Source organism: Beijerinckia indica subsp. indica ATCC 9039 (genome assembly GCF_000019845.1).
Classification (GTDB): domain Bacteria; phylum Pseudomonadota; class Alphaproteobacteria; order Rhizobiales; family Beijerinckiaceae; genus Beijerinckia; species Beijerinckia indica.
In genome coordinates this window covers 3,615,060-3,637,018 of record NC_010581.1, presented here as the reverse complement: position 1 = coordinate 3,637,018, position 21,959 = coordinate 3,615,060, and the positions used below count along the sequence as shown (strand labels likewise).

The following is a 21,959-nucleotide window of genomic DNA, read 5'->3' as shown; positions in this document are numbered from 1 at the left end:
TATAGCGGTGCTTATGCGTCTGAATAAACGAATGATGCTATCATTCAGGCTTAAGCTGCGGCCCACTTTAAAAATATCTCGGTTCATAAAAAGAAAGGGATAGGGCGATCGATCCCGCGTGTGGTCCGCAGCATAGCTGCTCTATAACCTTGATCGGCACCGACCGTTCCATCTCTTTTGAGAAACATTATAAACTTGTTTCTGTAAAGGCTCTCTCCATCTTTGCGACAGGGCTGGTGGAGAAAGCTCATCCAAGAAAAGTGCCCGAAAGCGATTCGATGAATTCTGGAAAACAAAGCGGCGAGAGCGAGAGGCGCAAGCGGAAGAAAGCGCAGCGGATCGCCGAGGCGCGCCCACTGCCGGCCAAAATCAGCATTGCGATCGATGTCGACGAATTGCCGGCAAAAATCCGCTCCGCCGCTCTTGGTTCAGGGCATTTTCCCTATGCTGAAAAACTCGATCCGGATCTTTACCAAGATCAACTCGAATGCCTGCAGATCGAACTGGTTAAGATGCTCGACTGGGTGAAGCGCAAGGGAGAGCGGGTCATCATTTTGTTCGAAGGCCGCGATGGGGCCGGCAAGGGCGGCACGATCCAGCGGTTGACCGAACATTTGAATCCCCGCTCGGTGCGGATTGTGGCGCTCGCGGCCCCGACCCCACGTGAGGCAGGAGAATGGTACTTTCAGCGCTATATCGAGCATCTGCCCACGAAAGGGGAAATCGTCGTTCTCGACCGCTCTTGGTATAATCGCGCCGGCGTCGAGTGTGTGTTCGGCTTTTGCACGCCTGAGCAGACACGGGGCTTTCTGGCCGAAGCGCCGAATTTCGAGGCCATGCTGGCGCGTGACGGTATCCGGATCATCAAATTATTTCTGGCCGTTGGGCGTGAAATGCAGATCATGCGGTTGCACGCGCGTTGGCTCGATCCGTTGAACCGCTGGAAATTATCCGCGCTTGATTTCAAGGCGGTCGATCATTTCGACGATTACAGCGCGGCTTTTGCCGCCATGTTCAAGGCGACCGATCATGCCGCGGCGCCCTGGACCATAGTGCTTGCCAATGACAAGAAGCGACTGCGGCTCGAGACCATCCGGCATGTGCTGGAAATGATCCCCTACGATAATAAGAATATCGAGGAGATCGGAGAAACCGATCGCAAGATCGTGCTGTCGGCGGCGACCTATCTCGATATGGGCGTTTTGTAGAAGGCGCGCCCTTATACCAACGGTCATAATAGATGACCGTTGGCCCGCTCTTGAATTTTCGCTCTCGCTTTGAAAAAGCGAAAATTCAAGAAAGGAACCAAAGGTCGTTCTTCACGACCTTTGGTATTATGATCTGTCACGTTTACGATTGATGACGGGATCGGGATCGAGCTTGGCGTCCTGGCTGGTGCTCATGGCCTCGCGGAGGCTTTTCCAGCGGCGGAAACTTTCATGCGCTCCGAGGAAAGCCAGGGCCAGGACGAAGGGCACGAGATAATAAATGATCCGGAACAGGAGGAGGGAAGCGAGCAGGGCCTCCTGGGATGTTGCCGGAATGGCGTTGAGAAGGGTGGCCTCGAATACACCAATGCCGCCCGGCGCGTTGCTGGCGATGCCAAGGATGCATGCAAAGACATAAGTGCCTGCGAAGGTGAAGAAATCCACGATGCGATGATCAGGCAGCAGGGAATAGAGCACGCCCGAGGCCGCGCAGAGATCGCAAACGCCGAGGATGACCTGCGCCACGGTCAGGCGGAAGCCTGGCAGTTCCAGGCGGAAGCCCTGTAGCCGCACCTGCCGCCGTCGCAAGCTGACCCAGACCAGATAGGTGATGAATGTGGCGAGGATGGCGAGGCCGATCAGCAAGTTGAGCTGACCACTCAGATGATTGATCTGGCCAATCTCGGTGCTGCGGAAGAACAGGGCGAGACCGATGACCAGGACCATGCCGAGCCAGAAGGTGATACCGGCAATGACGGTCAGGCTCGCCACGCGGCCGGGGCCAAGCCCCGCCTGTGAATAGATCCAATACCGTACGGTGCCGGCGGTGATCAGGGGAAAACCGAGCGTGAAGGAAATCGCATAACTGGTGAAGGAGGCCAGCGCGGTCGTCTTATAGGGAACATGCAGGTTCAATTGCCGCAAGGCGAGAGCGTCATAACCGGTCAGGGCCAGATAAGAGAGGCTGGTCAGAAAAGCGGCCGCGGTGATCTGTTCGGCGCTTTTGGCGGCGATCGCCGCGCGCAAATCGCTGAGACTGACGCCCGTCAGGGTGTGAACCAGGACATAGACCGAGAAACCGGCGAGCAGGACACTGAAGGCAATGGCGAGCCAATGACCGAATTTTTGCAAGGAGGTACGGGTTTCCGGCAAAGTGGCCTCGTCGACGGCGTGGTCCTGATGCAAGTCCAGCCCGCGGCTCTTGCGTGCGGCTCCAGCCTCGATCGCTTCCTCCGGGTTTGATTTCACGGATGGGTCGGAAAGCGGATTTTGTACCGGCAAGGGGCGCTGGGTCTTGTGTGTTCTCATCGTGGCCGAGCGCCGGTGCGCATGAGCATCACGCCTTGATCTCTGATCCAAGTTCATCCCTTGCCGATAGCCACGTCATGGAAAGCTGTCCCGCTCCTTATGGGGTGCTGATACGACCGTAGCAAGACAAGGACGTGTAAAGGTTGGGGCAAAGGTGCATTTTAGCAACAGCCTTTCAAAAGCATCGGGCCTTCAAAATTAGGCCATGTTCGATGTTTGAGGTCTTTGAAAGGCGCGGAATCTGGCCCGCAACCCTTCCCAGGACCACCCGTTCCGGTTATGAAAGGAGACTCGCGAGGGGGATCACGCCTTCAAAAATGGCACCGTGCTGGACGACATCCCGGCCCGGCGCCAGGAAAAGCGCCTCCTCGGCGGGACATATCCTGCTGCCAAATCCAAAAGCAGCACAACAAAAACGATAGAAAGGATCAACGATGTCGATCACGCCGGAGCGCAAGACTGCGCTCGTGAAGGAATATGCTCTTAAGGATGGGGATACGGGTTCGCCCGAGGTCCAGGTTGCGATCCTGACGGAACGCATCGCCAATTTGACGGAGCATTTCAAGACCCACGTCAAGGACAACCATTCCCGTCGCGGTCTCTTGAAACTCGTGTCCCAGCGGCGCCAGCTTCTGGATTATGTGAAGGGGCGCGACGAGCCTCGTTATAAAGCGCTTATCGAACGGCTCGGCATCCGCCGGTAAGGCAACAAACCGTCCATCGCCAAGCTCGAAGCATATCATCCGAAAGTTTGCAGCTTTTGGGACAGGATGCTTTAAAATAACGAGATGGAGAGCAATTTCTGTTTTTGCGGACAGAAATTGCTCCGGCCTTGTTCAGGGGCCGGCTGTTTACCCGTTTTCTTGGGGCAAGCTGGACGTCGGCAGAGTGACGGCGCTTTTCTGAGAAAGCTCTTCCCACGAGAAATCTCTTCCGATGACAAGGATGAAAGAGATTTCGCCCATCGGGGCCAATTTCACGGAACGGTCCGCCGGTTTGACCGGCTAAAAAGAAAGTTCCAGGGTCGGTCCGCGCAGCGTCGCGCAAGCGGATCGTGGCTCGGAATCAAGTCTGATGCTCTCTATCTTTATGAATGCATCGGAATTTCCAAAAATGGATTAAATTAGGGTCCGATGCTTTAGACAACAAACTGGGGAGCATAGGGCTGCCCGGTTCCATAAGGGCCAAGATCACCCAGCCGGGGCAGGATCGCCAGGCGCTGCCGCACGAGTTTTTGCTCGTGGCAGCTTCTCGCCGTCTTGCTCGTGGCTTTCGTCTTGGTCGATTTCATTCAATCCATCTTTTGTACAAGACAAGTCACTTAAGAAAGACGCATGCATATGTTCGAGATTCATCGCGAGGAAATCGAGTGGGCCGGGCGCAAGCTCGTGCTGGAGACAGGCAAGATCGCCCGCCAGGCGGACGGTGCCATTTTCGCGACTTATGGGGAAACCACGGTGCTGGCCACCGTCGTCTCCGCCAAATCGGTCAAGCCGGGAGTCGATTTCTTTCCGCTGACCGTGAATTATCAGGAAAAAGCTTTCGCCGCGGGCCGGATTCCCGGCGGTTATTTCAAGCGCGAAGGCCGCCCCTCGGAGCGGGAGACATTGGTTTCCCGCCTGATCGACCGGCCGATCCGTCCCCTCTTTCCCGAGGGATATCGGAACGAGACGCAGGTGATCGTGACCGTGCTCGCCCATGATCTCGAGAACGATCCCGATATTCTTTCCATGGTCGCGAGCTCGGCGGCCTTGACGCTCTCGGGCGTTCCCTTCATGGGTCCGGTGGGCGCTGCCCGTGTCGCCTATGTGAACGGTCAATATAAGATCAATCCAACCCTTGATGAGGTAAAGGATACGGCGCTCGATCTCGTTGTCGCCGGCACCAGCGATGCCGTGCTGATGGTCGAATCGGAGGCCAAGGAATTATCCGAGGACGTCATGCTCGGTGCCGTCATGGCGGGCCATAGCTCCTTCCAGCCGGTCATCGATGCGATCATTCGGCTCGCCGAGAAGGCAGCCAAGGAGCCGCGCGATCTGATCCTGCCCGATAAGACCGAGGTCGAGGTGGCAGTGCTTGCGATTGCCGAGAATGATCTCCGCGAAGCCTATAAAATCACCTCCAAGCAGGATCGCTATGCGGCGGTCGATGCGGTGAAGGCAAAGGTCTTCGGGGATCTGCTGCCGGCCGAGGGCGAGGCGAAATTTCCCAAGGATCTCGTCGCCGAGGTGTTCCACGATCTTCAGGCCAAGGTCGTGCGCTGGAACATTCTCGATAATGGTATTCGCATCGACGGGCGTGATGTGAAAACCGTGCGTCCGATCCTGGCGGAGGTTGGCATTCTGCCGCGTGCTCACGGCTCGGCTTTGTTCACACGCGGTGAGACCCAGGCGCTTGTCGTCGCGACGCTCGGGACCGGCGAGGACGAGCAATTGATCGACAATCTGGAGGGCACCTATCGGGAGCGCTTCCTGCTGCATTATAATTTCCCGCCCTATTCGGTCGGTGAGGCGGGCCGTATGGGCTCGCCTGGACGCCGCGAGATCGGCCATGGCAAGCTCGCCTGGCGCGCAATCCATCCGATGCTGCCGACGCCGGCAGAATTCCCTTATACGATCCGCGTCGTTTCGGAGATTACCGAATCCAATGGTTCGTCCTCCATGGCCACGGTCTGCGGCTCCTCTTTGGCTTTGATGGATGCCGGCGTGCCCTTGAAGCGCCCGACGGCAGGCATTGCCATGGGTCTGATCCTTGAAGGCGAGCGTTATGCGGTCCTGTCCGATATTCTCGGCGACGAGGATCATCTGGGCGACATGGATTTCAAGGTCGCCGGCACCGAGGAGGGCATTACCTCGTTGCAGATGGACATCAAGATCACGGGCATCAACGAAGAGATCATGCGGGTGGCGCTGGGCCAGGCCAAGGAAGGCCGCCTGCATATTCTCGGCGAAATGGCCAAGGCTATCACGGGGGCGAGAGCAGAACTCGGCGAATTCGCGCCCCGCATCGAGACCCTGCGCATTCCGACCGAAAAGATCCGGGAAGTCATCGGTACGGGCGGCAAGGTTATCCGTGAGATCTGCGAGAAAACCGGTGCCAAGATCAATATCGAGGATGACGGTACGGTGAAGGTCGCCTCCTCCGACGGTAATTCGATCAAGGCGGCGATCAATTGGATCAAGTCGATCGCCACCGATCCGGAAGTTGGCCATATTTACGACGGCACGGTGGTCAAGGTCGTCGATTTCGGCGCCTTCGTGAATTTCTTCGGCTCGAAGGACGGCCTCGTGCATATTTCGCAGCTCGCGAAGGGGCGCGTGGCGAAAACCTCCGATGTCGTCAAGGAAGGCGATAAGGTGAAGGTCAAGCTGCTCGGATTCGATGATCGCGGCAAGGTGCGCCTGTCCATGCGTCTCGTCGATCAGGAAACCGGCGAGGATCTCGAAGGCAAGGAGCCGCCGCAAGCCGAAGCTGGCGAATAAGCCTCATTCTTGCTTGTTATCCGGCCGCGTTCGACAAGGACGCGGCCTTTTTCATGTAAAGCCCTCATGCCCAATTCTCTCGCTCCCGAAAATCGCGTCACCCTCGAGACCCTGTTTGTGACAGCGACCGATCCGGCCAAGGCTTTTGCCGATTTCCATGACCTTTTTGCCCCGCTGGCCGATGCCGAGCGTCTTGCTTGGCGGGACGCGCTGGTGACCCTTCTCGAACAGAGGCTCGAGGGTCACGAGGACAATTTGGCGGAATGGTTGCCGGTGATTTTGGCGGAAGGCCCGGTGCTCGGCCGCGCGGCGGATGGTCTTCGTCTCCTTGATGGTGCGCAAGAGCCGGGGAGTGAAGTCTTGGAAGACCGGCTTTGTCAGCTTCTCGCACGCCATTTGTCAGCGAAAACCCCCGCTGAGCGGGGGTTTTTGTTCGAAACAGCGTCGGAGCCGTTGAGAGATGTATCTCTTGCGGCTGCTCTCTTCCGTCTGCTCGCCAGCGCGCCGACGGAGGAGGCCGTCTCGGATCGGCGCGATGATTACTTTGGACCGCGAACAGAAGACTTGCGGGCAAAACTTTTCGCCCGCGTGCAGAATCTGGCTAAGACCGGGGAAATCTGGTCGCAGGCCTCACCCGCAGCGCTTTTATGGTTCTGGTGGGCCTGCGGGCAGGAGCAGAAGGTCTATGAGTTCACGCAACAGGCCATGCGCGACAAAAAAAGCGCGGCCCGCCTGTTTCCGGTTCCGGTGGACAGGCTGCTGATCGAAGGCGCGGCGCATGAAGTCGTGCTCGCCCGCCGCTGGTCAAAAATCCTCGATCTGCATGGGTTGGAAAGGCCGGCCCTGGAACTGGCGCTGCAAGGCGAAACGCGTGAGATCAGAAAGAGCGCCCGGCGTTTTCTGGATGCTTTCGCCAATGGCAAGAGCGATCTTTATCGGTGAGGGATATGATATTGATCCATGGGGTCGCGCGGCAACAGCTTGCGCAAAGCTCCAGGCCTAAAGCCGATGACAATTGGGCTCAACTTGCCTTTTTCTCTGCGCGCTGCTGGCGCAGGCGTTGGAATATGCCCGGCATCATATAATCAGCCCGCTCGCGGATCAGGCGGGTCGCTTCGCTGACATCCTGCGCCGTGGCGGTTCCGTCCGACAGGCGTCGAATCCTTGTCCCGATTTCCTGATCGAGTGTTTCGACGGCTGATTTTGGCCATTCCTTAGCGTTGGATTGCGTCATGATTTGCGCGTCCTATTGTTTTGTAAAGATCTGCCGTCTTGACGATCAAGGCAAGGGCGTTGGCCAGAATTCTTAAGGGTTCGACGGGATCCCGGGCAGTTTCCTCTCCACGATTATGAAGCCGGAACGTGCCTGGAATATCGCTTGTCGCAACAAGGATTCCAAGACTGAAGCACGAAGGCCAGTGAAAGCTGCGGTCAAAAGGATCGGCCGATAGAGCCCTTGTAGGGCGCCCACAAAGGCGCGAATCTCTCCCGGCGTAGGAATATCCACGCCGACCTTGAGTTTGCCGGCGTGCCGGTCCTCGTGCTTCTTTTGCTTGCCGGGCTTTCGCCTTGCCCGAAGGTCCTTGACGACATTGCGCGCCACAAGGCCGCGCTCTTGGGCATCGCCAACCATAGTGCTCAACGATATCAGCACGCGGCGAACCATTGCTGGCGATCGCTTCTTGCCTTCATCCTTGCCAGGCGCTGGATCGCCGCGGCGAAGCTTGTCCTCGAATTCTCGGATCATCGGCGCCGTGAGCTGCGAAAGCTTCATTCGGCCGAGGAATGGTTTGATATGCAGCCGAACATGCTGCTCATAGGCATCGATCGTCGCGGCCTCGAGGTGATTCGCATCGCAGGTCTCAAGCCATAAGTCGGCAGCTTCCGAGACAGTTTTGCTCACACTATCAGGTGTGTGGGTGCCTTCTCGAACCTCTACATTGGCCTTGGAATGAAAGGCGTCCGCGTCCTTCTTGCGATCGAAGGTCTTGAGGTGCCGCTTGCCGGTCTGATCGACATAATCGGCAACCCAAGCCTCTTTCTTTTCGCCCTTCGCTGTCGTCCAGCTTCTTTTGCGCACCGACATGATTATGCCCTCAATGCGACAATCCAATCGTGTCGCATTATAGTCCGCTTGCCTTCCCCTTGGCGCTACGTTCCGCCTCCTGCCAAGCCATAATCCGATCGACGATGGCAGAGCACGCCGCTTCGGCCGCGTCGCAGGCATCCTCCCGGCTGGAATAGATCCCCGCCCAGGCAAGTCCACTGATTTCCCTCAGCAAGGTCTCATGATCGCCGCAGGTCTCCTTGATCTTAGCCATGGTTGCTCGCTCCCTTGCGATCCAGGTCTTCCTCGAGTTCATCCGCGATCGGTTTGAGGTGGGTGAAAATGGCGTCGAAGACCGACTCCAAGACACGCGTCGTTTCAGTGGTTTCGACTTGTCTCACGGCAAGCTCTCCGGCTCTTGCGAGTCCGATAGCCATGAAAATCCGATGGTCCAGATCACTGATCTTGAGCGAATAATTAGCCATGGGCTTGGCCTTTCCCGGTCCGGCAGGCCGAAATCTTCTCCTCCGCCTCCTTCAAAGTGTCGGAGATGACATTTAGAACCGCAGCCAAAGCATTTTTCTCTCTCCCTTCATCCAGCCAATCCACTGCCATAAAGGTCACTTCGACGAGGTCCTTTGCCTTGCAGATCTTGTCATGAATGGCGAGCAATTCAGACATTGTTCTTCCCTTCGACGTAGGGCGCGAGGAACACGCCGAATTTGAGCAGTTTGCGAGCGAGCCAGAAGCAGCAGCACGCGAGCCATGAGCGGCAGAGGGAGACGAGAAGGCCAGGCAGTTCCCGATCGGTCACAAGCTTCTTCACGGACCAGCCGACGATCAGGCAGGCGTAGAAGACGCATCCGCCAAGATAGAAGAGCGTCAGGCCGATGGCCTCGAGGCATTCGCTATCCTCGTCGGGGCGAGGTTCAACGCGTGGTGGCAGGCTTGTCGGCATGATCAGGCCTCCCGATAGAGGGAGCTGCCATGGGCGACGGTTTCGAGCGGCTCGAACAAGCCGACGATTCGCCCGAAACATTTCTCCGGCCAGCACTCGAATTTGAGCGGTCCATCCGCCATGACCGTTCGGCCCGGCGCCGGCATGGCAAAGCGAAACCAAACCCCAACGTCTGGTATGGACGAAGGAAATTTATAGGGCTGCACGATACGCAAGCCGCGCCGAAAGCAGAGCATGTAGAGCTCGCCATAGGCGACGTCCTTGTCGGTCGTATCGACCACGGCGAACTCACCAATGCGAAGATGTGGCTCGAAATCATCCTGACGAACCAGCACGGCCTTGTGGCCGGCCGGCAGATCGGTGAAGAGCGGCAGGGCGCGCAGGAGAGGCAGGGAGGCCGTGTTCATGACCGTGCCTCCGCTTCCTCAGCTTCGAAATAGGCGAGCGCGGCGAGGAGCAGCGGGTAGCCCAACTCGGAGGTATCCTCCATCTCCTTCTTGGCTAACCGGAGCGCCGCCATCGCGCCTTCGCGAGTTCTTGCTGGCGTCTTCCAGGCAAACAGGCGGTCTTGATGGCGCCCGAAGGTGTCGTCGATAAGTTGATCTTCGTTTTCGAAGTTGAGCGCCCCGATCGGGATAGCGTTAAAAGCGGCCGCACCTGCCTCATAAGCGCGGATGGTCTCAAGCAGGGGATCGTGAACTGGCTCGGCATGGGCCTTGACGACGCTGGCAGCGGCATAGGCCAGACTTGCACCGGCCGTGGCCTGGATCATCTTCTCGAGGAAGTCTCGGCGGGAATTTGGCAAGCCGGCAGCGGCTGCCGTGACGGGTGCGTTCGGCATTGGGCACAACTCCTTTCGGAAAACGACAGGAATTTAGTATTTCGAAAAACATAAGTCAAATTGGTTTTCGCTACTAATTGCGTTTTTCGAAAGTTTCGTTAGGGTGCTCGCATGACACCTGCACAATGCCGGGCCGCTCGTGGCCTTCTCAATTTGAACCAAGACAAACTCGCTGAACTGGCATCCGTCAGCTCAGTGACCGTTCGGAATTTTGAGAATGAGAAATCGAGCCCGCAGAGAGCCACGCTCGAGGTAATGCGTCGCGCCCTAGAAGCCGCCGGCGTCGAGTTCATCGCAGAGAATGGCGGGGGCGCGGGAGTGAGGTTGAGAAAGCAGAATATCGAAAATAAAACTCCGTCGATGAGGCAGATTATCGATATCGTGGAGTTGCCGGAAATCCGTATTATTTCCACTTGGCCTTCGTCGCAGAATACATGCGAGAAACTTGTTGAAGGCCTGTGGATTCCAGGCAGATACGACAAAAATATTCGTATCGATCAACCAACTCATCTCAAGGGCGGTCAACCTCATGCTCATGTGCTAGGTCGAAAAGGCCAAGAACTTGTTATCGTTAATGCTGATGGTACCGCAAGTCACGGGACTAAGGGCAGACTCCATGCCAAAGACGCCGACGCACTCAGGCAGCGTAACTTCCAAATTCCAGAAGACAACATAATTGAGTTCTGGAGCTTCAAGGAGAATGGTCGGACGGTTCTATGTGAAGACATCAAATTCGTAGATACGCATGACCAAAGCAAAAGTTGAGCTTCTCTTTCGCCTTGCATTGTATTGACGACAATGATGACAACAAATCGGCCGGCGTGATCTTCGTCGAGGAAAATGGGGAAGGCCATGGCGTGCGGTTGAGGAAGGGAAGGGCTTAATCCGATATGCGATGTCCAGTTTGCAATGAAGCACTCTTAAAAGAACCAGAAAGAGGAATGTTTTTCCCTAATACAAGTTACGATTGTGCTTGGTGCGGGCAATTCGTATTGGGCGTTGAATTATCAAATGGATTTGGGTCTTATTATTCTGATCCGCAACGTCGTTCCGTCTTATGCCATCGTCTTCGTTGTATGTATCAGCATGAAAAAAAATTGTCTATTTAAGATATAAAGATCTCGGACTATGGCAATTGGATGAACCGCTACCGTCACCCATAGAGCAAGCAGACAGATTAATCAGGTGGATCGGTGATCATCAAACTACGCCTGCGCGGTCTACAGAACTATCTGTTCCGGAAATCTCCGCATGGATCGGGGCGATACTTGTAGCAGTACGCTCACCTCCAGACACCGGTCTCAGATGGTTGCTTAATCAAGATGCGGTGAAGCTATTCATAGAGTTCATAGGACCGCTAAATTTCAAGCCAGCAGCACGTCTTACTATGGCGGGCTGGGAACGGTACGAAGCTATCAAGCATGCACAGATCACAAGCCATACAGCATTCATGGCAATGAAATTCGGTGATGAGGAACTCAATTCCGTAGTTGATGCATGCTTTAAACCGGCCGTGGCGCGTTCTGGGTTTGAATTGAAACTTTTGACCGATAGTCAGCCTGCTGGTCTTATAGATGACCAGCTTCGTGTTGCTTTACGAACATCACGTTTCGTAATTGCGACCTCACACATGCGAATAATGGTGCCTATTGGGAGGCTGGGTTTGCTGAAGGACTCGGGCGACCTGTAATTTACACCTGTCGGAAAAAGGAATGGGATGAGATTGATGAAGAAGGCCGTCGCAAGATACATTTCGATACAAGCCATCTCGTGACAATTGTTTGGGATATCAACAATTTAGATAATATAGCCAACAGATTGACTGCGACAATCCGAGCAACGCTGCCGAGCGAAGCAAAGATGGTGGATGAATTCGAATAGGGAGGGCACTCATAACATATGAAAGCCCGCTAAAACTGGCGTCGAGTTCATCGGTAGAATAGCGACGGCCCTGCGCGCGGCTGAATCAAGCTGATAAAAGCAGAATGCCGATAAGCCTGTGAGGCTGGCTTCAGTGCGGCATTTTACATTACGCCGCACTGATCGAAAAATAGAAATTGTTCACATAGACTAAGAATTATCGTCCTTTTCATCCCAATCTGGATTATCTGCGCTGCGCCAGCCTTCATCCCACTGGTAATGGCTGTTTGATGAAGCTGAATAGGGGTTGACTGACTGTGGCTTATCATTCCATCGAGCCTCCCTGCCTTCATCAAAATATTCGAGTTCTGTCTTTTTGGTCATGTTTGTCTCGGCCCTCATGCTGTTCATAATAATAATATAGCGAGCGCGATCGAGATATGCGCATTTTTTTCGAGCAACAAAGGGCTCAAAGATTAAGGAAACTGAAGGGATGGACAATAATCCCGTTCTACTTTGTCACGGCGGATTTTTTGCGATCGATAAGCAATCATGGGCCAAAGTATGCGCCTTGGGGATAAACCCTGCCGTTTCCTATCTCGTGATGGCACGTGGCACTTTGCGAGATCAGCGCACCACGTCATGGTCCACGCATGCGATCGAAGAGCGAACCAACATCGCACGCCACCGCGCAAAGGCTGCAATTCAGGCTCTGATCGATGCAAGTCTTGTCCGGCAGGATAAGGGCGGATCGAAACCGCGCTACTTCCTTACAGGCGATGAAGACAATCCAGATTGGATCTGGCTTCCAAATTCTCTCATTGATGGAGCATCAGGCGAGACTCCTCCGATAGAGCTGGTCCGGCAGACACAGAATCCAGCGGCGATCAGGCTGTTCATTGAGCTCTACCATGCACAGTCCCTGCAATTGGATTGCGGCATCCATTGGCGGAAACTGCGGAAAGAATATACACGCACCAAGGTCGCGGAATATGGTCCGCTTGTTATCTGGGGATTCAAGCCCGGAACTTTAAGCGTGTGGCCAGAGCCACTTGCCAAGCCTCATTTGAAGGGCAAGGTAGAAACCGTCGAGGTGAACGGGGAGAAGGTCAACCGCGATCCTGGCTGGCAGGTGTTCTGGGATGCTCTCAAGGTCCTTGAGCAAATTGGGCTTGTACGGTTCGTTGGTCATCTGATCGATGCGGACACCAACGAAGGCGAGATCATCCATCCCTATGCAATGCAAAACGGGGAGCCTGGCGAAAACGGAATAACCGGCGCTGCCCATCGAGCAGCCTATGCGATGCTCGCCGAATGGCAGCAAAAGCAAATTGACGGTTCGGGAACTTGGCTCATTCCTGTCCAGAGGCACCTGGCCAATGTGCAGCTTGTTGGGCTGGTGAGACTGACCTATCGGGCCCGAACCAAAGCCACAGCCTCTTGGTATGATCCAGCCAAATGGGAATCTTGGACCAAGGAATATGCGCGACTTGAGGCTGATGTCCAGGCGGGCAAATCGATCTCTGCTCCATCGTTAAAAACAGGCAGTTACGGCTAGTTTGCAACATCAATGATAGATCAAAGGGTAATCAAAGGGAATTCAAAGGGGCTTCAACGATGCTTATTAGCCAGTACTAACCCCGCTTCAGTCGCCAGCGCGGCTTGCCCGATCTAGCGATCGGACCGCCTGCAATCTCGGAGAAAGAAAAACGATGGATTGGAGAAGGCAGATAAGAAGCTTCTCGCCGAGGGTAGCATTGGAGGCCTATCACCGGCCTGCTTTCCAGCCAGCCTATAAGCAGTGGCCGACTGACGGCGAGAAAATCCACGCCGCAGGCTATTCCGTAGAACGACACGGCGACTGCGACGTGATCCGTCCTCAATGGCCGGGGAATCGGCTGAGGATTGGCCGCCCGCGCGCTTTGCCCGTCGTCGGGAAATATGACGGGTGAGCGATATTCGATGCATAGCGCCCAAGCGGACGATGCGAATGCGGCATACCTATTAATCCATGGGACAATTTTTGCTTGGTACAATGCGCAATCCCATATAAGGGAGGCGACGTTTGACCAGCTTGACGAAAACCTCGTCTCATATGAAACGAGTGGAGGACTTTGGAAAGGATAAGGTCATGGCTCACGCGCATGAACTGATGACAAGATTGTCTAGCCTTTCAGCTTCGGTAATGGACGGGTTTGCTCAACTTGGTTCATTAGGCCAGAAGAGGACTGTTTTGCCGAAACGAGCGCCGACCGCGGCGAGCGCCCTTCGAGGAGATTGGGTCAAGCTTGGGCGTGATCTTCACCGCGCAGAGACGCGCGTAAGGAAGATGAAGCGTGTCAAATGATTTAAGCGAAAATAGCTCTCAAAACTCTATCGAGAAAATTCAACCTCCCAATCAAGTTGCCGAGCGCGAAGAATATATTTTCGCTAGCGGTTGGTCTGGCCCTTTGCCGCCACCTCAATCGCTAGAAGCTTTTGAACAGATCCTTCCTGGAAGCGCTAGCTTGATCTTTGGCGAATTTGTTAAAGAGGCTGAGCATAGACGCAAGCAAGAAGATCGTGAATCAAGATTCAGGGTCCGTGAAGGACACATCGGACAGGTTTTGGCTGGTCTGTTCTCAATAGCTGCTTTTGGCGTGACATGCTATGCGCTTTATCTCGGAGCGTTTAAAACTGCTGTTGTCATTGGAACAACTACCGTAATCAGTGGAATAGCTGCCTTTTTAAATAAAGAGCAAAAAGAAAAACAAGCTAACGAAAAATCTACATAGAAGAATTTAAATTCTACTTGTATTAAGCCCGCCTCACGCGGGCATTTGTTTCTCCGCTAGGAGAAACATTCTGGTTTCTGGGCTTTATCCCCCCGTTTAACCCCCAGGTTTGATCTCGGGTTAACCCTCCTCTCCATCAGCGGGCAAATTTCCGAACTGGTTCCCCATCAGTTCGGAACCGACGTGCGTTTGTTTGCTCGTTAGAGCAATCGTGGGATTTTGCTTATCCGTTTGCTCTGCCAAATCCGTAGCAATTGCTTTTGCGGTCTGAGGGGCAAAATCTATTTATCGAGATGATTTGTATATACAAGATTGACATTGATCTAAATAACTTGTATATACGAATTCATGGAAATTCTCTGGGACGAGCCGAAGCGCCAAAACACTCTCAAGACGAGAGGAATGGACTTCGCGAACGTGACGGAGGAATTCTTCGAAGCCGCCCTGATCGTCCAGGCCAAGAACAATCGCTTCATGGCGATTGGAATAATCGACGACGAGCCAATTTCAGTTGTCTTCCTGCCGCTCGGCACCGAGGCCATTTCGATCATCAGCATGCGTCATGCTAGCCGCAAGGAAAGGAACGCCTATGCCCAAGCATTCTAGGATTCGGCGCCTTGGTGATGCCGAGGAAGCAAAGATTCAGGACCAAATTGCCTCCGATCCTGATGATTTTGAACCAACAGATGAGGAATTGGCTAATGCCCGTCCCTTTGCTGAGGTATTCCCGCATCTTGCGGAAACAATCCGCCGACGTGGCCCTCTAAAGAAAAAAGAAGCGGTCTCAATACGGATCGATATTGATGTCCTGCAAAAGCTCCGCGCGACCGGAAGCGGCTGGCAATCGCGCGTGAATGATGTTCTTAGAGAGTTTGTCGAGGGAAAACAGAGGTAAAAGGGCCCTTGTGCGTCCTTTGTTTGGCGAAACGATCTTCCCCGCTTCATTTCCGGGAGAAGGAGCAACAAAGGTGAAGAAAGAGCATATCACTCTCCCGGCTGATCCTGCCGACATCGAAGATTTCGATGTGAGCCCCGAGGCGATGGATCGCGGCCAACGCGCCAGGATGATCCGCAAGACAAGGACAGCTCTAGGCCTATCGCAAGCTGAATTTGCCAGCCGCTTCCGTGTTCCCGTCGGCACGTTGCGCGATTGGGAACAAGCCAGAGCTACAGCGCCAGATTTCGCTATCGCCTATATTCGGGTTATAGGAATGCACCCGGATCTGGTCGCCAAGGTGATGGCTTGATGACCGCCGTCTTCAGAGCCTCTTCGGCCCATTGATTGAGGCTCTTGCCAGACAGTTGAGCCGTTTCCTTCATCGCCACACGACTTTTCCGCCTCAAAACACCGGAACCGCCACCGCATTGAGGTGATCAGCCACAAACCCTAAGGCAGCGTTGCGCTTGCGATAGAACGTCCCGAACGCCCATCCTTTTCGTTTGCAGAGATCCCGAACAGTTTTGCCGCTGACCACCGCGAAGGCCCAATGGACGGTGACAACGGCGAGGCCGGGATCGTGATCGCGGAGCAGGGTCATCCAGCCCAGCGCGATTTCCATTTGCTTGATTTCCGTGGCCGTTGCCGGCCCTCGTCGGTTCCGAGGTGGATCCGCAAAGTCGGTCTGGTCGATCCCTTCATTGACCACCTCGCGGAAGTGATTGCCTGGCGGGCGCGGCCCGCGCACTGGCGGTAGGCGCCGTTCGATCCGGATCGCGTCTACTATGCGGGTGCCGACATGCTCAGGCGTCCAGCGTTCAGGGATACGCTCGTCCTGACCTGTACCTTCAAGGAAATTGATGGCGGAATCGTCGATATCCTTCACGCGAGCACCCCCAAGATCATCAAAAACATTTTCGAACAAGCCTGATCAAGATCGAGGCGATGGCGGGATGGCTGCTCTTTGGTGGCTTGCGAGGAAGCTTTAATATCCATCGGCAAGATATTGCTATCGATGGATATTCTGAGAGCGCAGCTTTCAAATTGGCTCTGGCTGAGCGATCTGGCTGCTGCGCACGCGAGAAAGCTGCTCAGCGGCGTGTAAGTGGGCTGACGATGGCGGCGATCTCACTCCACGGCACCGCGCCGGCCTGGCTCGGGGCAAGCCCATAGGTGCCGCTGGAATGACCGCCCACCTTTGGAACACCGGCAATGGCGACCTTCACACCGTCAAGCGAGAGGTCGGTCTTCAGCGCGAAATGCCGCGCAGTCGCCTCACGCCCTTCAGCTTCTTTCATGCTGAAAATGGCGTTGATGCGCTCGCGCTCGGCAGCGGCCCCGATGGGCACTCCCTCTGCCTTCCCAGGCTCATGACCAAGTCTTTTCCCCTCTGCCAATCCGGCCGCATGACCTTCGGCGCGGGCTTCATCCAGGTCCGCTTGGGTGATAGGGGTCGACGCATACATTTCGCTCAGTCTGCTGTAACTCATCAATCATTCTCCTTGCGAGCCGGCTGAAGTAAAGCTGCCACGCTGTGTGCGCCCAAAAGAAGGAATCTGCACATTCGCGGCTTGCGTGCCGATGCTCGCAAGGCCGGCCTTCACTTGCGAGACCTTGTTCAAGACGGCATCGAGCGCGCTCGTATCCACCTGTAGCGCCAGGGGTTGGTTGATCGCTTTGGCTAAAGCATCTCCAGCAGCGGTTGATTTTTGTGCGACGACATCAATCTGTTCCATATCTACATGGGGAGCGGCCTCAACCGGGGCTGGAGGCGTTGGCTTCTGCGCGGGCGGCGTCCATCCCGGCATGTTCTTCAGCAGTGACATGAGATCGCCCCAAGCCCCGCGATCGCGGATTTGCTTCGGATCGTAGCCTGCTGGATATTGCGGATGTGGGAGCTGATTGAGCAACAAATCGATGCCATATTTGCCGCCCTCATAGAGAAGGTAGCTGGTCAGGCCCTTGCTCATAGTGCCGATGCCGGCTTTCGCCGCGTTCGCCAAACCGTCCCCAGAGACAAAGCTGACAAGGCCAGCAAGGCCACTCAAGGCCCCGGCGCCGGCAACCCCAAGCGATCCTTTCTGCAAGACATCGTCCGGCAGATTCGCGATCTTTTTAAGCGTATCGCTCGCGAGATCGGCGGAGAACTTGAGGAGCCCTTGGTTGACTTCCCCTATGCGGAGTTTCAGGGCTTCCATCGCCGCTTCAAGGCTGAGGAATGATCCTGATACGCCCTCATTCCGCTTGTTGCCGATGTCCTCGGCAAAGCCTTCATGAACATTGCTCACATCGTGAATGATGGTCTCCGTGCGCTCCGCGTTTTCCGATAGCGCCGTGACCTTGCCGCCGTGCTGGCTCGTGAAAAGAGCATTTGCCTGCGCCAAGGTCGGATGCGCTTCGAGAATGGCTCGTAGCAATCCTTCCACATCCACGGACTCGATAGCCATTTTGTAGAAATCGCCAGTGAGCTTTCCGATTTTGTTTGCATCCTGGGCGCTGAGCTTGCCTTTCTTGTTCTTCGCGAAACTGTCGGCCATGATCTCAGTTGTTTGCGCGATGAAATCATCGCGGTTGCCGACAATGGCGTCATTGGCGAAGAGCGCCCCTAAACGGCTTTTTTGAGAAGCGTTGAGCGAGACACCGAAACGCCGTTTCTGCATCGAGTCGAGAGCTTCAGGCGACATGCCACCCGGCATTTTCGTGAAGTCGTTGTGATTGATACCCATAGCGGAAAGCGCATCGAGGCCTTTGGCCGTTGGCGCAACCAGCTTCGTCGCGATCGCGCGCGTGGCAACACCGGCTTCATCACCGTGATAGCCGGCGCGGGAAAGAGCCGCCAGGATGCCGAACATCGTCTCATTTCTGAAACCGCCTGTGTGGCCGGATGCGAAACCAAATTTCGCACCCATCTGGATGTCTTCGGCGCCTTCACTGCCGTATCGATCTGGCGGCGCATGACCTTTCTTGCCGTCTCGGCATCTTCCACATGCTGGTTCGTGGAAAAGATAATCGTTTCGAGAACCTTTGAAGCATCCTCCATGCTCGAATTCATCGCTCTGGCGAAGTTCGTGATCTCTTCCGTAAACGGCTCCACGAATTGCTTTTTGACACCACGCCCAGCAAGCGTCTCCTGGCCCTTCAAAATATCCGTTGGATTCATGCCGACCTTTGGGCCAAGTGTAAGGGCTTGCCGCAAGCGGCTTGCCCTTTCTGCCGCTGTCAGATCTGCCATCGCGCCCTGATATCGAAGCGTGTTATCAGCTGCACGGTATTTCTCGATAATGTCCGCAGCTGTGGCCTTGATTTTGTAGCTCGCCCCCATGGCAACGAGTGGGCCGGTGAGATTGGTCGGGTCGTTGGCGATCTTCGAAGCCTGGGCGGCGGCGGCCTTATGGAAGGCGATCTGTTCACGCTTCACGGCCCGCAAGGCGCCGATCTGTTGTGTTTCCCACCGGCGAACATCCGCTGCTTGAACCTTCGTCCAGTCCGAGGCTTTGGCCGCGAGGCCAGCCGACTGGGCATAATCCTTCCACGCATTCGCGACCTGCTCAATATCGCGTTTGGAGGGAGCAAGCTTCGAGAGCGCCTGTTGCAGGCGAGGGTGGCCCCGGTGCTGTCCATGGCAGTGGCGACTTCTTTTGCCTTCCTCGCAGCGTCTTGCAAGGCCTGGGCGACCGTGCGGGCAGGCTTTGAGACGTTGTCGATCAACGCGACCGATAAGATCGATGTCAGATTAGCCATCTGCAAGCCTTTGTGCTTCGCTCACTTCCGCAAGCAATTCATCCCAATACAAGCCCATGAGCTCTGCCATGGACCATCCGATTATGCGTTTGACGTAGGCTCGATAGTGGCGCCATTGCCCGGGTCCGAACCGCTCTCGCTGAGACCCTGGAACCTTCGGGGCAAAAAATCCCGTGCCGCTGCCTCCAAGGTAACAAGGTCATCATCGTCGAGCGCATCAAGGACTTCTTCCGGGATCAAATCGCCCGCTTCATCCCGGTAGATCGGAAGCCGCACGTCTCGGGTCTTGAGACTTTCGATGAATTCTTCCACGTCTTTGACGGTCAACCGGGCAATGGAGATTTCCCGATATTCCCGCCCATTGTATTCGAGCGGATATTCAAGCCTGATCGTCTTGACGCGAGTTTTGCCACCGATGAAGCGCGGTGCAGACGCGATAGTCTCATTCTCTTCAGCCATCTTAGTTTTTCCTGGGTGATACTGTTGACGGAAACGGCGCGGTGCGCTCTATCACCGCGCCGCTGGTCTTCAGCGGACCGTAGAAATCACGGCCGATGAATGGCGGGTGTTATGTGCCACCGCCCGCTGGGCATTCGACCTGTGAGCGATCAAACAGGCCAAATTCGTTGCAAAGCTGGCCAAGTCAAAACGAGCGCATGGTGCTCGCGAACCTTGGCTTGCCTTTGAGAAACTCCGCTTCCTTCCGGCTGTTTTCTTCCTGGCGCTTGGCGATCTCCGCATTCCGTTCCGCCCTATAGGCTGCTTCTTCGGCGCGCTCCTGCCGGTCTCTTTCCGCTTTGCGCGCGGCTTCTTCGTCGATCAGAGCCTTCGCTGCCGTGGTGTCGGGTTTGGCATCAGGATCGGTTTCAAGAGCCTGGCGCCAGCTGCGGACCAACGCATGGGCCTCGATGAATTCCGGTCGGCGCCAATCGATCGCAAGGCCGCGGTCCGCCAAGAAGCCTCTATGGCCACCAGAGTCACTTGCCGCCATCAGAAGGGCGGCCTCGCGTAGAAGTCCCTCATAGCTCGCCTTCAAGCTCTCGAAGCGATCCGCGACAAAGTCAGCGACAATCGCTTCGATCTCGCCCGTGCGGGCCTTGCGCGCTTCGACCAGCGCGGCATCGGCGAGAGCGACGTCAGCCTGGATGACGGCGATGGCGTCGGCCAGCTGCGCGGCTTGGGCTTCGAGTTCGCCCGTCTTGTTTTTCTCCCGCTTGATCGCCGGATCACCTTCAGAAGAGAAGGCGGCCGCGAGGCGTTTGGCCGCTTCAAGATCATCGGCGCGTGCGGCCTCGATTTCCTCGCCGAGGAGGGCATGCCTCTTCTGCGCGCGCTGTAACGCCTCGCGGCCCGAGGCCAGGGCTTTCTCGCAGGCGAAAACCTTCTCCTGCGCGACCTTCAAATCCTCTCGATCAGGTTGCTTTCCAAACATCTCAACGCCTCTTGCGGGAAGGGATCACAAAATGGGAACAGGCCGCGGCGGATTCCTGGTTGACGATCGCGGCGATATCGTCCCAGGGCGTGGCCTTGCCGAATTGCGGCGCTGTGCGGCTCGATGCCTGTAGAAATCCGGGATCAAAGCGGGAAGCGGCCGCACCTCGATTGACGATCGCGGCGATGTCATCCCAGGACACTGCACCGGCTTGCTGCATATTCGTTCCTTTCGGTATCGCTGGATGCGGCATCACCCGGCCCAACGGGTTGCCCTTCAGTCTGCGGAAAATTGTGTGCAAGCCAGCCACGGATGATCTGCTCAATGAGCCAGCTTCTGGACACGTAGCGTTTTTGCGCGACCTCGCCGAGTTGTGCGAGAAGAGTCTCTTCAGCCCGGACTGAAACAGTTCGTTTCGACATCAAAAGCACTCGATCAAATTACACTCAGATATAGCCTGAGTGCGGCGTGATAATCAATATATTTCAATCAGATGTATCGTTAACATATACGAACATAATTGAACGTACTTGAACGTATTTGAACAACATGGATACAAATAGGTATCGTCGGGCGAAATTTTTTCCGACAATCGATGTCGCCTTGGAAGCGAATGCGTGGGAACAGCCGGAAGGGTGCGGCCTGAGGTCGATGTTTGCCGATATGCCCGCGTGTCAGGCCTGGCGATCAATCAGGTTATATTCGGCAAGGATGCGGACGAAATGTTCGAAGCCAACTCGCTCGAATGCCCGCAGGTGCGGCTGGATCATGCGTAGATCAGCCCCAGTTGCGTCGGCAATCGCCGCAGCCGCATCGTTCACAGCGAGCGCGAACGCCGAGCGCATGGCCGCGACAGCTTCATGCGCGGCCTTCTGGACTTCACTCGTCGGGGTCAGGCCACCAAGGCGCGAACCAATCTCAATTTCGCGCAACTGGCGCTGCGCTCGAATGTTCAGCGCCGCCTCGTCCGCCCGCCCACGAGCCTGATCATACTGTTTTTTGTCTTCGACCCTGATGTTCTCTTTCCGATGCTTCACCAGAAGTTCGAAGTCGATGACGGTCCCGGCCTTCATCTTTTTCGGGTTGAGCGCATCGGCATACTTCGTCACGTATCTCGAAAGTGAGGACCGAACGACCGCATCGCCTGCAGCCGTCAAAAGCTCCGCCGCCTTCGAAATCGTGACAAGGCCATGTTTCCCCATGACTATCCCGTGTATGGGTTTGAAAATTGAACAACTAGAAAAAGACCGGGGCTACCGTCTCCGTGCCACTGCCGCCTTTTTGTACGGTCCCTAAAGGGGGCGCTACCGCCTCAGAGTGCCCTGCCAAGCCACAGAGAAGGCTGCTGGCAGGCGATCTACGAGGAAGGCA

General features: G+C 55.6%; 30 protein-coding genes. 11 read left to right on the top strand and 19 right to left on the bottom strand.

Annotated elements, in window-relative coordinates:
* Positions 1–278: 278 nt before the first annotated feature.
* The gene (gene ppk2 / locus BIND_RS16190) at positions 279–1,208 is read left to right on the top strand and encodes a polyphosphate kinase 2 (RefSeq protein ID WP_012386103.1); all 930 of its coding nucleotides are present in this window, start codon (positions 279–281) and stop codon (positions 1,206–1,208) included.
* A gap of 126 nt (positions 1,209–1,334) precedes the next feature.
* On the opposite strand, the gene BIND_RS16185 is transcribed toward ppk2, so the two are convergent.
* Positions 1,335–2,516, bottom strand: a complete 1,182-nt coding sequence (locus BIND_RS16185; protein WP_012386102.1) for a lysylphosphatidylglycerol synthase domain-containing protein — start codon at positions 2,514–2,516, stop codon at positions 1,335–1,337.
* Positions 2,517–2,950: 434 nt separating this feature from the next.
* Between BIND_RS16185 and rpsO the strand changes: the two genes are divergently transcribed.
* The gene (rpsO, locus tag BIND_RS16180) at positions 2,951–3,220 is read left to right on the top strand and encodes a 30S ribosomal protein S15 (protein ID WP_012386101.1); all 270 of its coding nucleotides are present in this window, start codon (positions 2,951–2,953) and stop codon (positions 3,218–3,220) included.
* Between the two features lie 434 nt (positions 3,221–3,654).
* Here the strand turns inward: rpsO and BIND_RS21680 are convergent, their stop codons facing one another.
* Complete coding sequence (locus BIND_RS21680) at positions 3,655–3,807, bottom strand: hypothetical protein (protein ID WP_158304398.1); 153 nt, start codon at positions 3,805–3,807, stop codon at positions 3,655–3,657.
* Between the two features lie 49 nt (positions 3,808–3,856).
* Here BIND_RS21680 and pnp point away from each other — a divergent pair, with 49 nt between their 5' ends.
* On the top strand, positions 3,857–5,998 hold the full coding sequence (pnp, locus tag BIND_RS16175) for a polyribonucleotide nucleotidyltransferase (protein WP_041778179.1): 2,142 nt from the start codon (positions 3,857–3,859) through the stop codon (positions 5,996–5,998).
* A gap of 66 nt (positions 5,999–6,064) precedes the next feature.
* Positions 6,065–6,940 (top strand): hypothetical protein, encoded by an 876-nt coding sequence (locus tag BIND_RS16170; protein WP_012386099.1) that lies wholly within the window; start codon positions 6,065–6,067, stop codon positions 6,938–6,940.
* 79 nt (positions 6,941–7,019) lie between these two features.
* Here BIND_RS16170 and BIND_RS16165 read toward each other — a convergent pair whose 3' ends face one another.
* From BIND_RS16165 to BIND_RS16130, 8 genes are all read right to left on the bottom strand, one after another.
* Positions 7,020–7,232 (bottom strand): hypothetical protein, encoded by a 213-nt coding sequence (locus BIND_RS16165; RefSeq protein ID WP_012386098.1) that lies wholly within the window; start codon positions 7,230–7,232, stop codon positions 7,020–7,022.
* A 72-nt stretch (positions 7,233–7,304) separates the two neighbouring features.
* Complete coding sequence (locus BIND_RS16160; RefSeq protein WP_012386097.1) at positions 7,305–8,084, bottom strand: tyrosine-type recombinase/integrase; 780 nt, start codon at positions 8,082–8,084, stop codon at positions 7,305–7,307.
* Between the two features lie 37 nt (positions 8,085–8,121).
* Positions 8,122–8,319, bottom strand: a complete 198-nt coding sequence (locus BIND_RS16155) for a hypothetical protein (protein ID WP_012386096.1) — start codon at positions 8,317–8,319, stop codon at positions 8,122–8,124.
* Positions 8,312–8,530 carry a hypothetical protein gene (locus BIND_RS16150; protein WP_012386095.1) on the bottom strand — a complete coding sequence of 73 codons (219 nt, stop codon included), beginning with the start codon at positions 8,528–8,530 and terminating at the stop codon, positions 8,312–8,314. Before BIND_RS16150 ends, BIND_RS16155 begins: the two co-directional genes overlap by 8 nt.
* Positions 8,523–8,726 (bottom strand): hypothetical protein, encoded by a 204-nt coding sequence (locus BIND_RS16145; RefSeq protein ID WP_012386094.1) that lies wholly within the window; start codon positions 8,724–8,726, stop codon positions 8,523–8,525. Before BIND_RS16145 ends, BIND_RS16150 begins: the two co-directional genes overlap by 8 nt.
* Entirely contained in the window at positions 8,719–9,003 is a 285-nt protein-coding gene (locus tag BIND_RS16140) for a hypothetical protein (RefSeq protein ID WP_012386093.1), read from the bottom strand. The genes BIND_RS16145 and BIND_RS16140 overlap by 8 nt, the downstream gene beginning before the upstream one ends.
* Positions 9,004–9,005: 2 nt before the next feature.
* Positions 9,006–9,410: a hypothetical protein gene (locus BIND_RS16135; RefSeq protein WP_012386092.1), complete on the bottom strand. Its 405-nt coding sequence runs from the start codon at positions 9,408–9,410 to the stop codon at positions 9,006–9,008.
* Positions 9,407–9,844, bottom strand: coding sequence for a hypothetical protein (locus tag BIND_RS16130; RefSeq protein WP_012386091.1), 438 nt, complete (start codon positions 9,842–9,844; stop codon positions 9,407–9,409). The genes BIND_RS16135 and BIND_RS16130 overlap by 4 nt, the downstream gene beginning before the upstream one ends.
* Before the next feature lie 111 nt (positions 9,845–9,955).
* On the opposite strand from BIND_RS16130, the gene BIND_RS22045 reads away from it, so the two are divergent.
* Positions 9,956–10,609 (top strand): helix-turn-helix domain-containing protein, encoded by a 654-nt coding sequence (locus BIND_RS22045; protein WP_012386090.1) that lies wholly within the window; start codon positions 9,956–9,958, stop codon positions 10,607–10,609.
* Positions 10,610–10,979: 370 nt separating this feature from the next.
* The gene (locus BIND_RS16120) at positions 10,980–11,534 is read left to right on the top strand and encodes a hypothetical protein (RefSeq protein ID WP_012386089.1); all 555 of its coding nucleotides are present in this window, start codon (positions 10,980–10,982) and stop codon (positions 11,532–11,534) included.
* A gap of 380 nt (positions 11,535–11,914) precedes the next feature.
* Here the strand turns inward: BIND_RS16120 and BIND_RS21675 are convergent, their stop codons facing one another.
* Entirely contained in the window at positions 11,915–12,088 is a 174-nt protein-coding gene (locus tag BIND_RS21675; protein ID WP_158304397.1) for a ribosome modulation factor, read from the bottom strand.
* A gap of 109 nt (positions 12,089–12,197) precedes the next feature.
* On the opposite strand from BIND_RS21675, the gene BIND_RS20270 reads away from it, so the two are divergent.
* The 5 genes from BIND_RS20270 (at position 12,198) to BIND_RS22040 (ending at position 15,725) form a co-directional block, all read left to right on the top strand.
* Positions 12,198–13,262 carry a hypothetical protein gene (locus BIND_RS20270; protein WP_012386088.1) on the top strand — a complete coding sequence of 355 codons (1,065 nt, stop codon included), beginning with the start codon at positions 12,198–12,200 and terminating at the stop codon, positions 13,260–13,262.
* A 778-nt stretch (positions 13,263–14,040) separates the two neighbouring features.
* Complete coding sequence (locus BIND_RS16095; RefSeq protein ID WP_012386085.1) at positions 14,041–14,478, top strand: DUF2335 domain-containing protein; 438 nt, start codon at positions 14,041–14,043, stop codon at positions 14,476–14,478.
* A gap of 348 nt (positions 14,479–14,826) precedes the next feature.
* Positions 14,827–15,084 carry a BrnT family toxin gene (locus tag BIND_RS16090; protein ID WP_012386084.1) on the top strand — a complete coding sequence of 86 codons (258 nt, stop codon included), beginning with the start codon at positions 14,827–14,829 and terminating at the stop codon, positions 15,082–15,084.
* A complete protein-coding gene (locus BIND_RS16085) occupies positions 15,068–15,373 on the top strand; it encodes a BrnA antitoxin family protein (RefSeq protein ID WP_012386083.1) in 306 nt (101 codons plus the stop codon). Before BIND_RS16090 ends, BIND_RS16085 begins: the two co-directional genes overlap by 17 nt.
* On the top strand, positions 15,333–15,725 hold the full coding sequence (locus tag BIND_RS22040) for a helix-turn-helix domain-containing protein (protein WP_244395906.1): 393 nt from the start codon (positions 15,333–15,335) through the stop codon (positions 15,723–15,725). The genes BIND_RS16085 and BIND_RS22040 overlap by 41 nt, the downstream gene beginning before the upstream one ends.
* A gap of 93 nt (positions 15,726–15,818) precedes the next feature.
* Here the strand turns inward: BIND_RS22040 and BIND_RS16075 are convergent, their stop codons facing one another.
* The 8 genes from BIND_RS16075 to BIND_RS16035 form a co-directional block, all read right to left on the bottom strand.
* On the bottom strand, positions 15,819–16,301 hold the full coding sequence (locus BIND_RS16075) for a hypothetical protein (RefSeq protein WP_012386081.1): 483 nt from the start codon (positions 16,299–16,301) through the stop codon (positions 15,819–15,821).
* Between the two features lie 205 nt (positions 16,302–16,506).
* Positions 16,507–16,905: a hypothetical protein gene (locus tag BIND_RS21810; protein ID WP_012386080.1), complete on the bottom strand. Its 399-nt coding sequence runs from the start codon at positions 16,903–16,905 to the stop codon at positions 16,507–16,509.
* Between the two features lie 3 nt (positions 16,906–16,908).
* A complete protein-coding gene (locus BIND_RS16065) occupies positions 16,909–18,324 on the bottom strand; it encodes a phage tail tape measure protein (protein ID WP_081433793.1) in 1,416 nt (471 codons plus the stop codon).
* 913 nt (positions 18,325–19,237) lie between these two features.
* Positions 19,238–19,615 (bottom strand): phage tail assembly protein, encoded by a 378-nt coding sequence (locus BIND_RS16050; RefSeq protein WP_012386079.1) that lies wholly within the window; start codon positions 19,613–19,615, stop codon positions 19,238–19,240.
* A 184-nt stretch (positions 19,616–19,799) separates the two neighbouring features.
* Positions 19,800–20,588 carry a hypothetical protein gene (locus BIND_RS16045; protein ID WP_012386078.1) on the bottom strand — a complete coding sequence of 263 codons (789 nt, stop codon included), beginning with the start codon at positions 20,586–20,588 and terminating at the stop codon, positions 19,800–19,802.
* A 1-nt stretch (position 20,589) separates the two neighbouring features.
* Complete coding sequence (locus tag BIND_RS16040) at positions 20,590–20,808, bottom strand: hypothetical protein (RefSeq protein WP_041778171.1); 219 nt, start codon at positions 20,806–20,808, stop codon at positions 20,590–20,592.
* Positions 20,777–21,010 (bottom strand): ribbon-helix-helix domain-containing protein, encoded by a 234-nt coding sequence (locus BIND_RS22380; protein ID WP_081433790.1) that lies wholly within the window; start codon positions 21,008–21,010, stop codon positions 20,777–20,779. Before BIND_RS22380 ends, BIND_RS16040 begins: the two co-directional genes overlap by 32 nt.
* A gap of 252 nt (positions 21,011–21,262) precedes the next feature.
* A complete protein-coding gene (locus BIND_RS16035) occupies positions 21,263–21,790 on the bottom strand; it encodes a hypothetical protein (protein ID WP_012386076.1) in 528 nt (175 codons plus the stop codon).
* Positions 21,791–21,959: the final 169 nt, after the last annotated feature.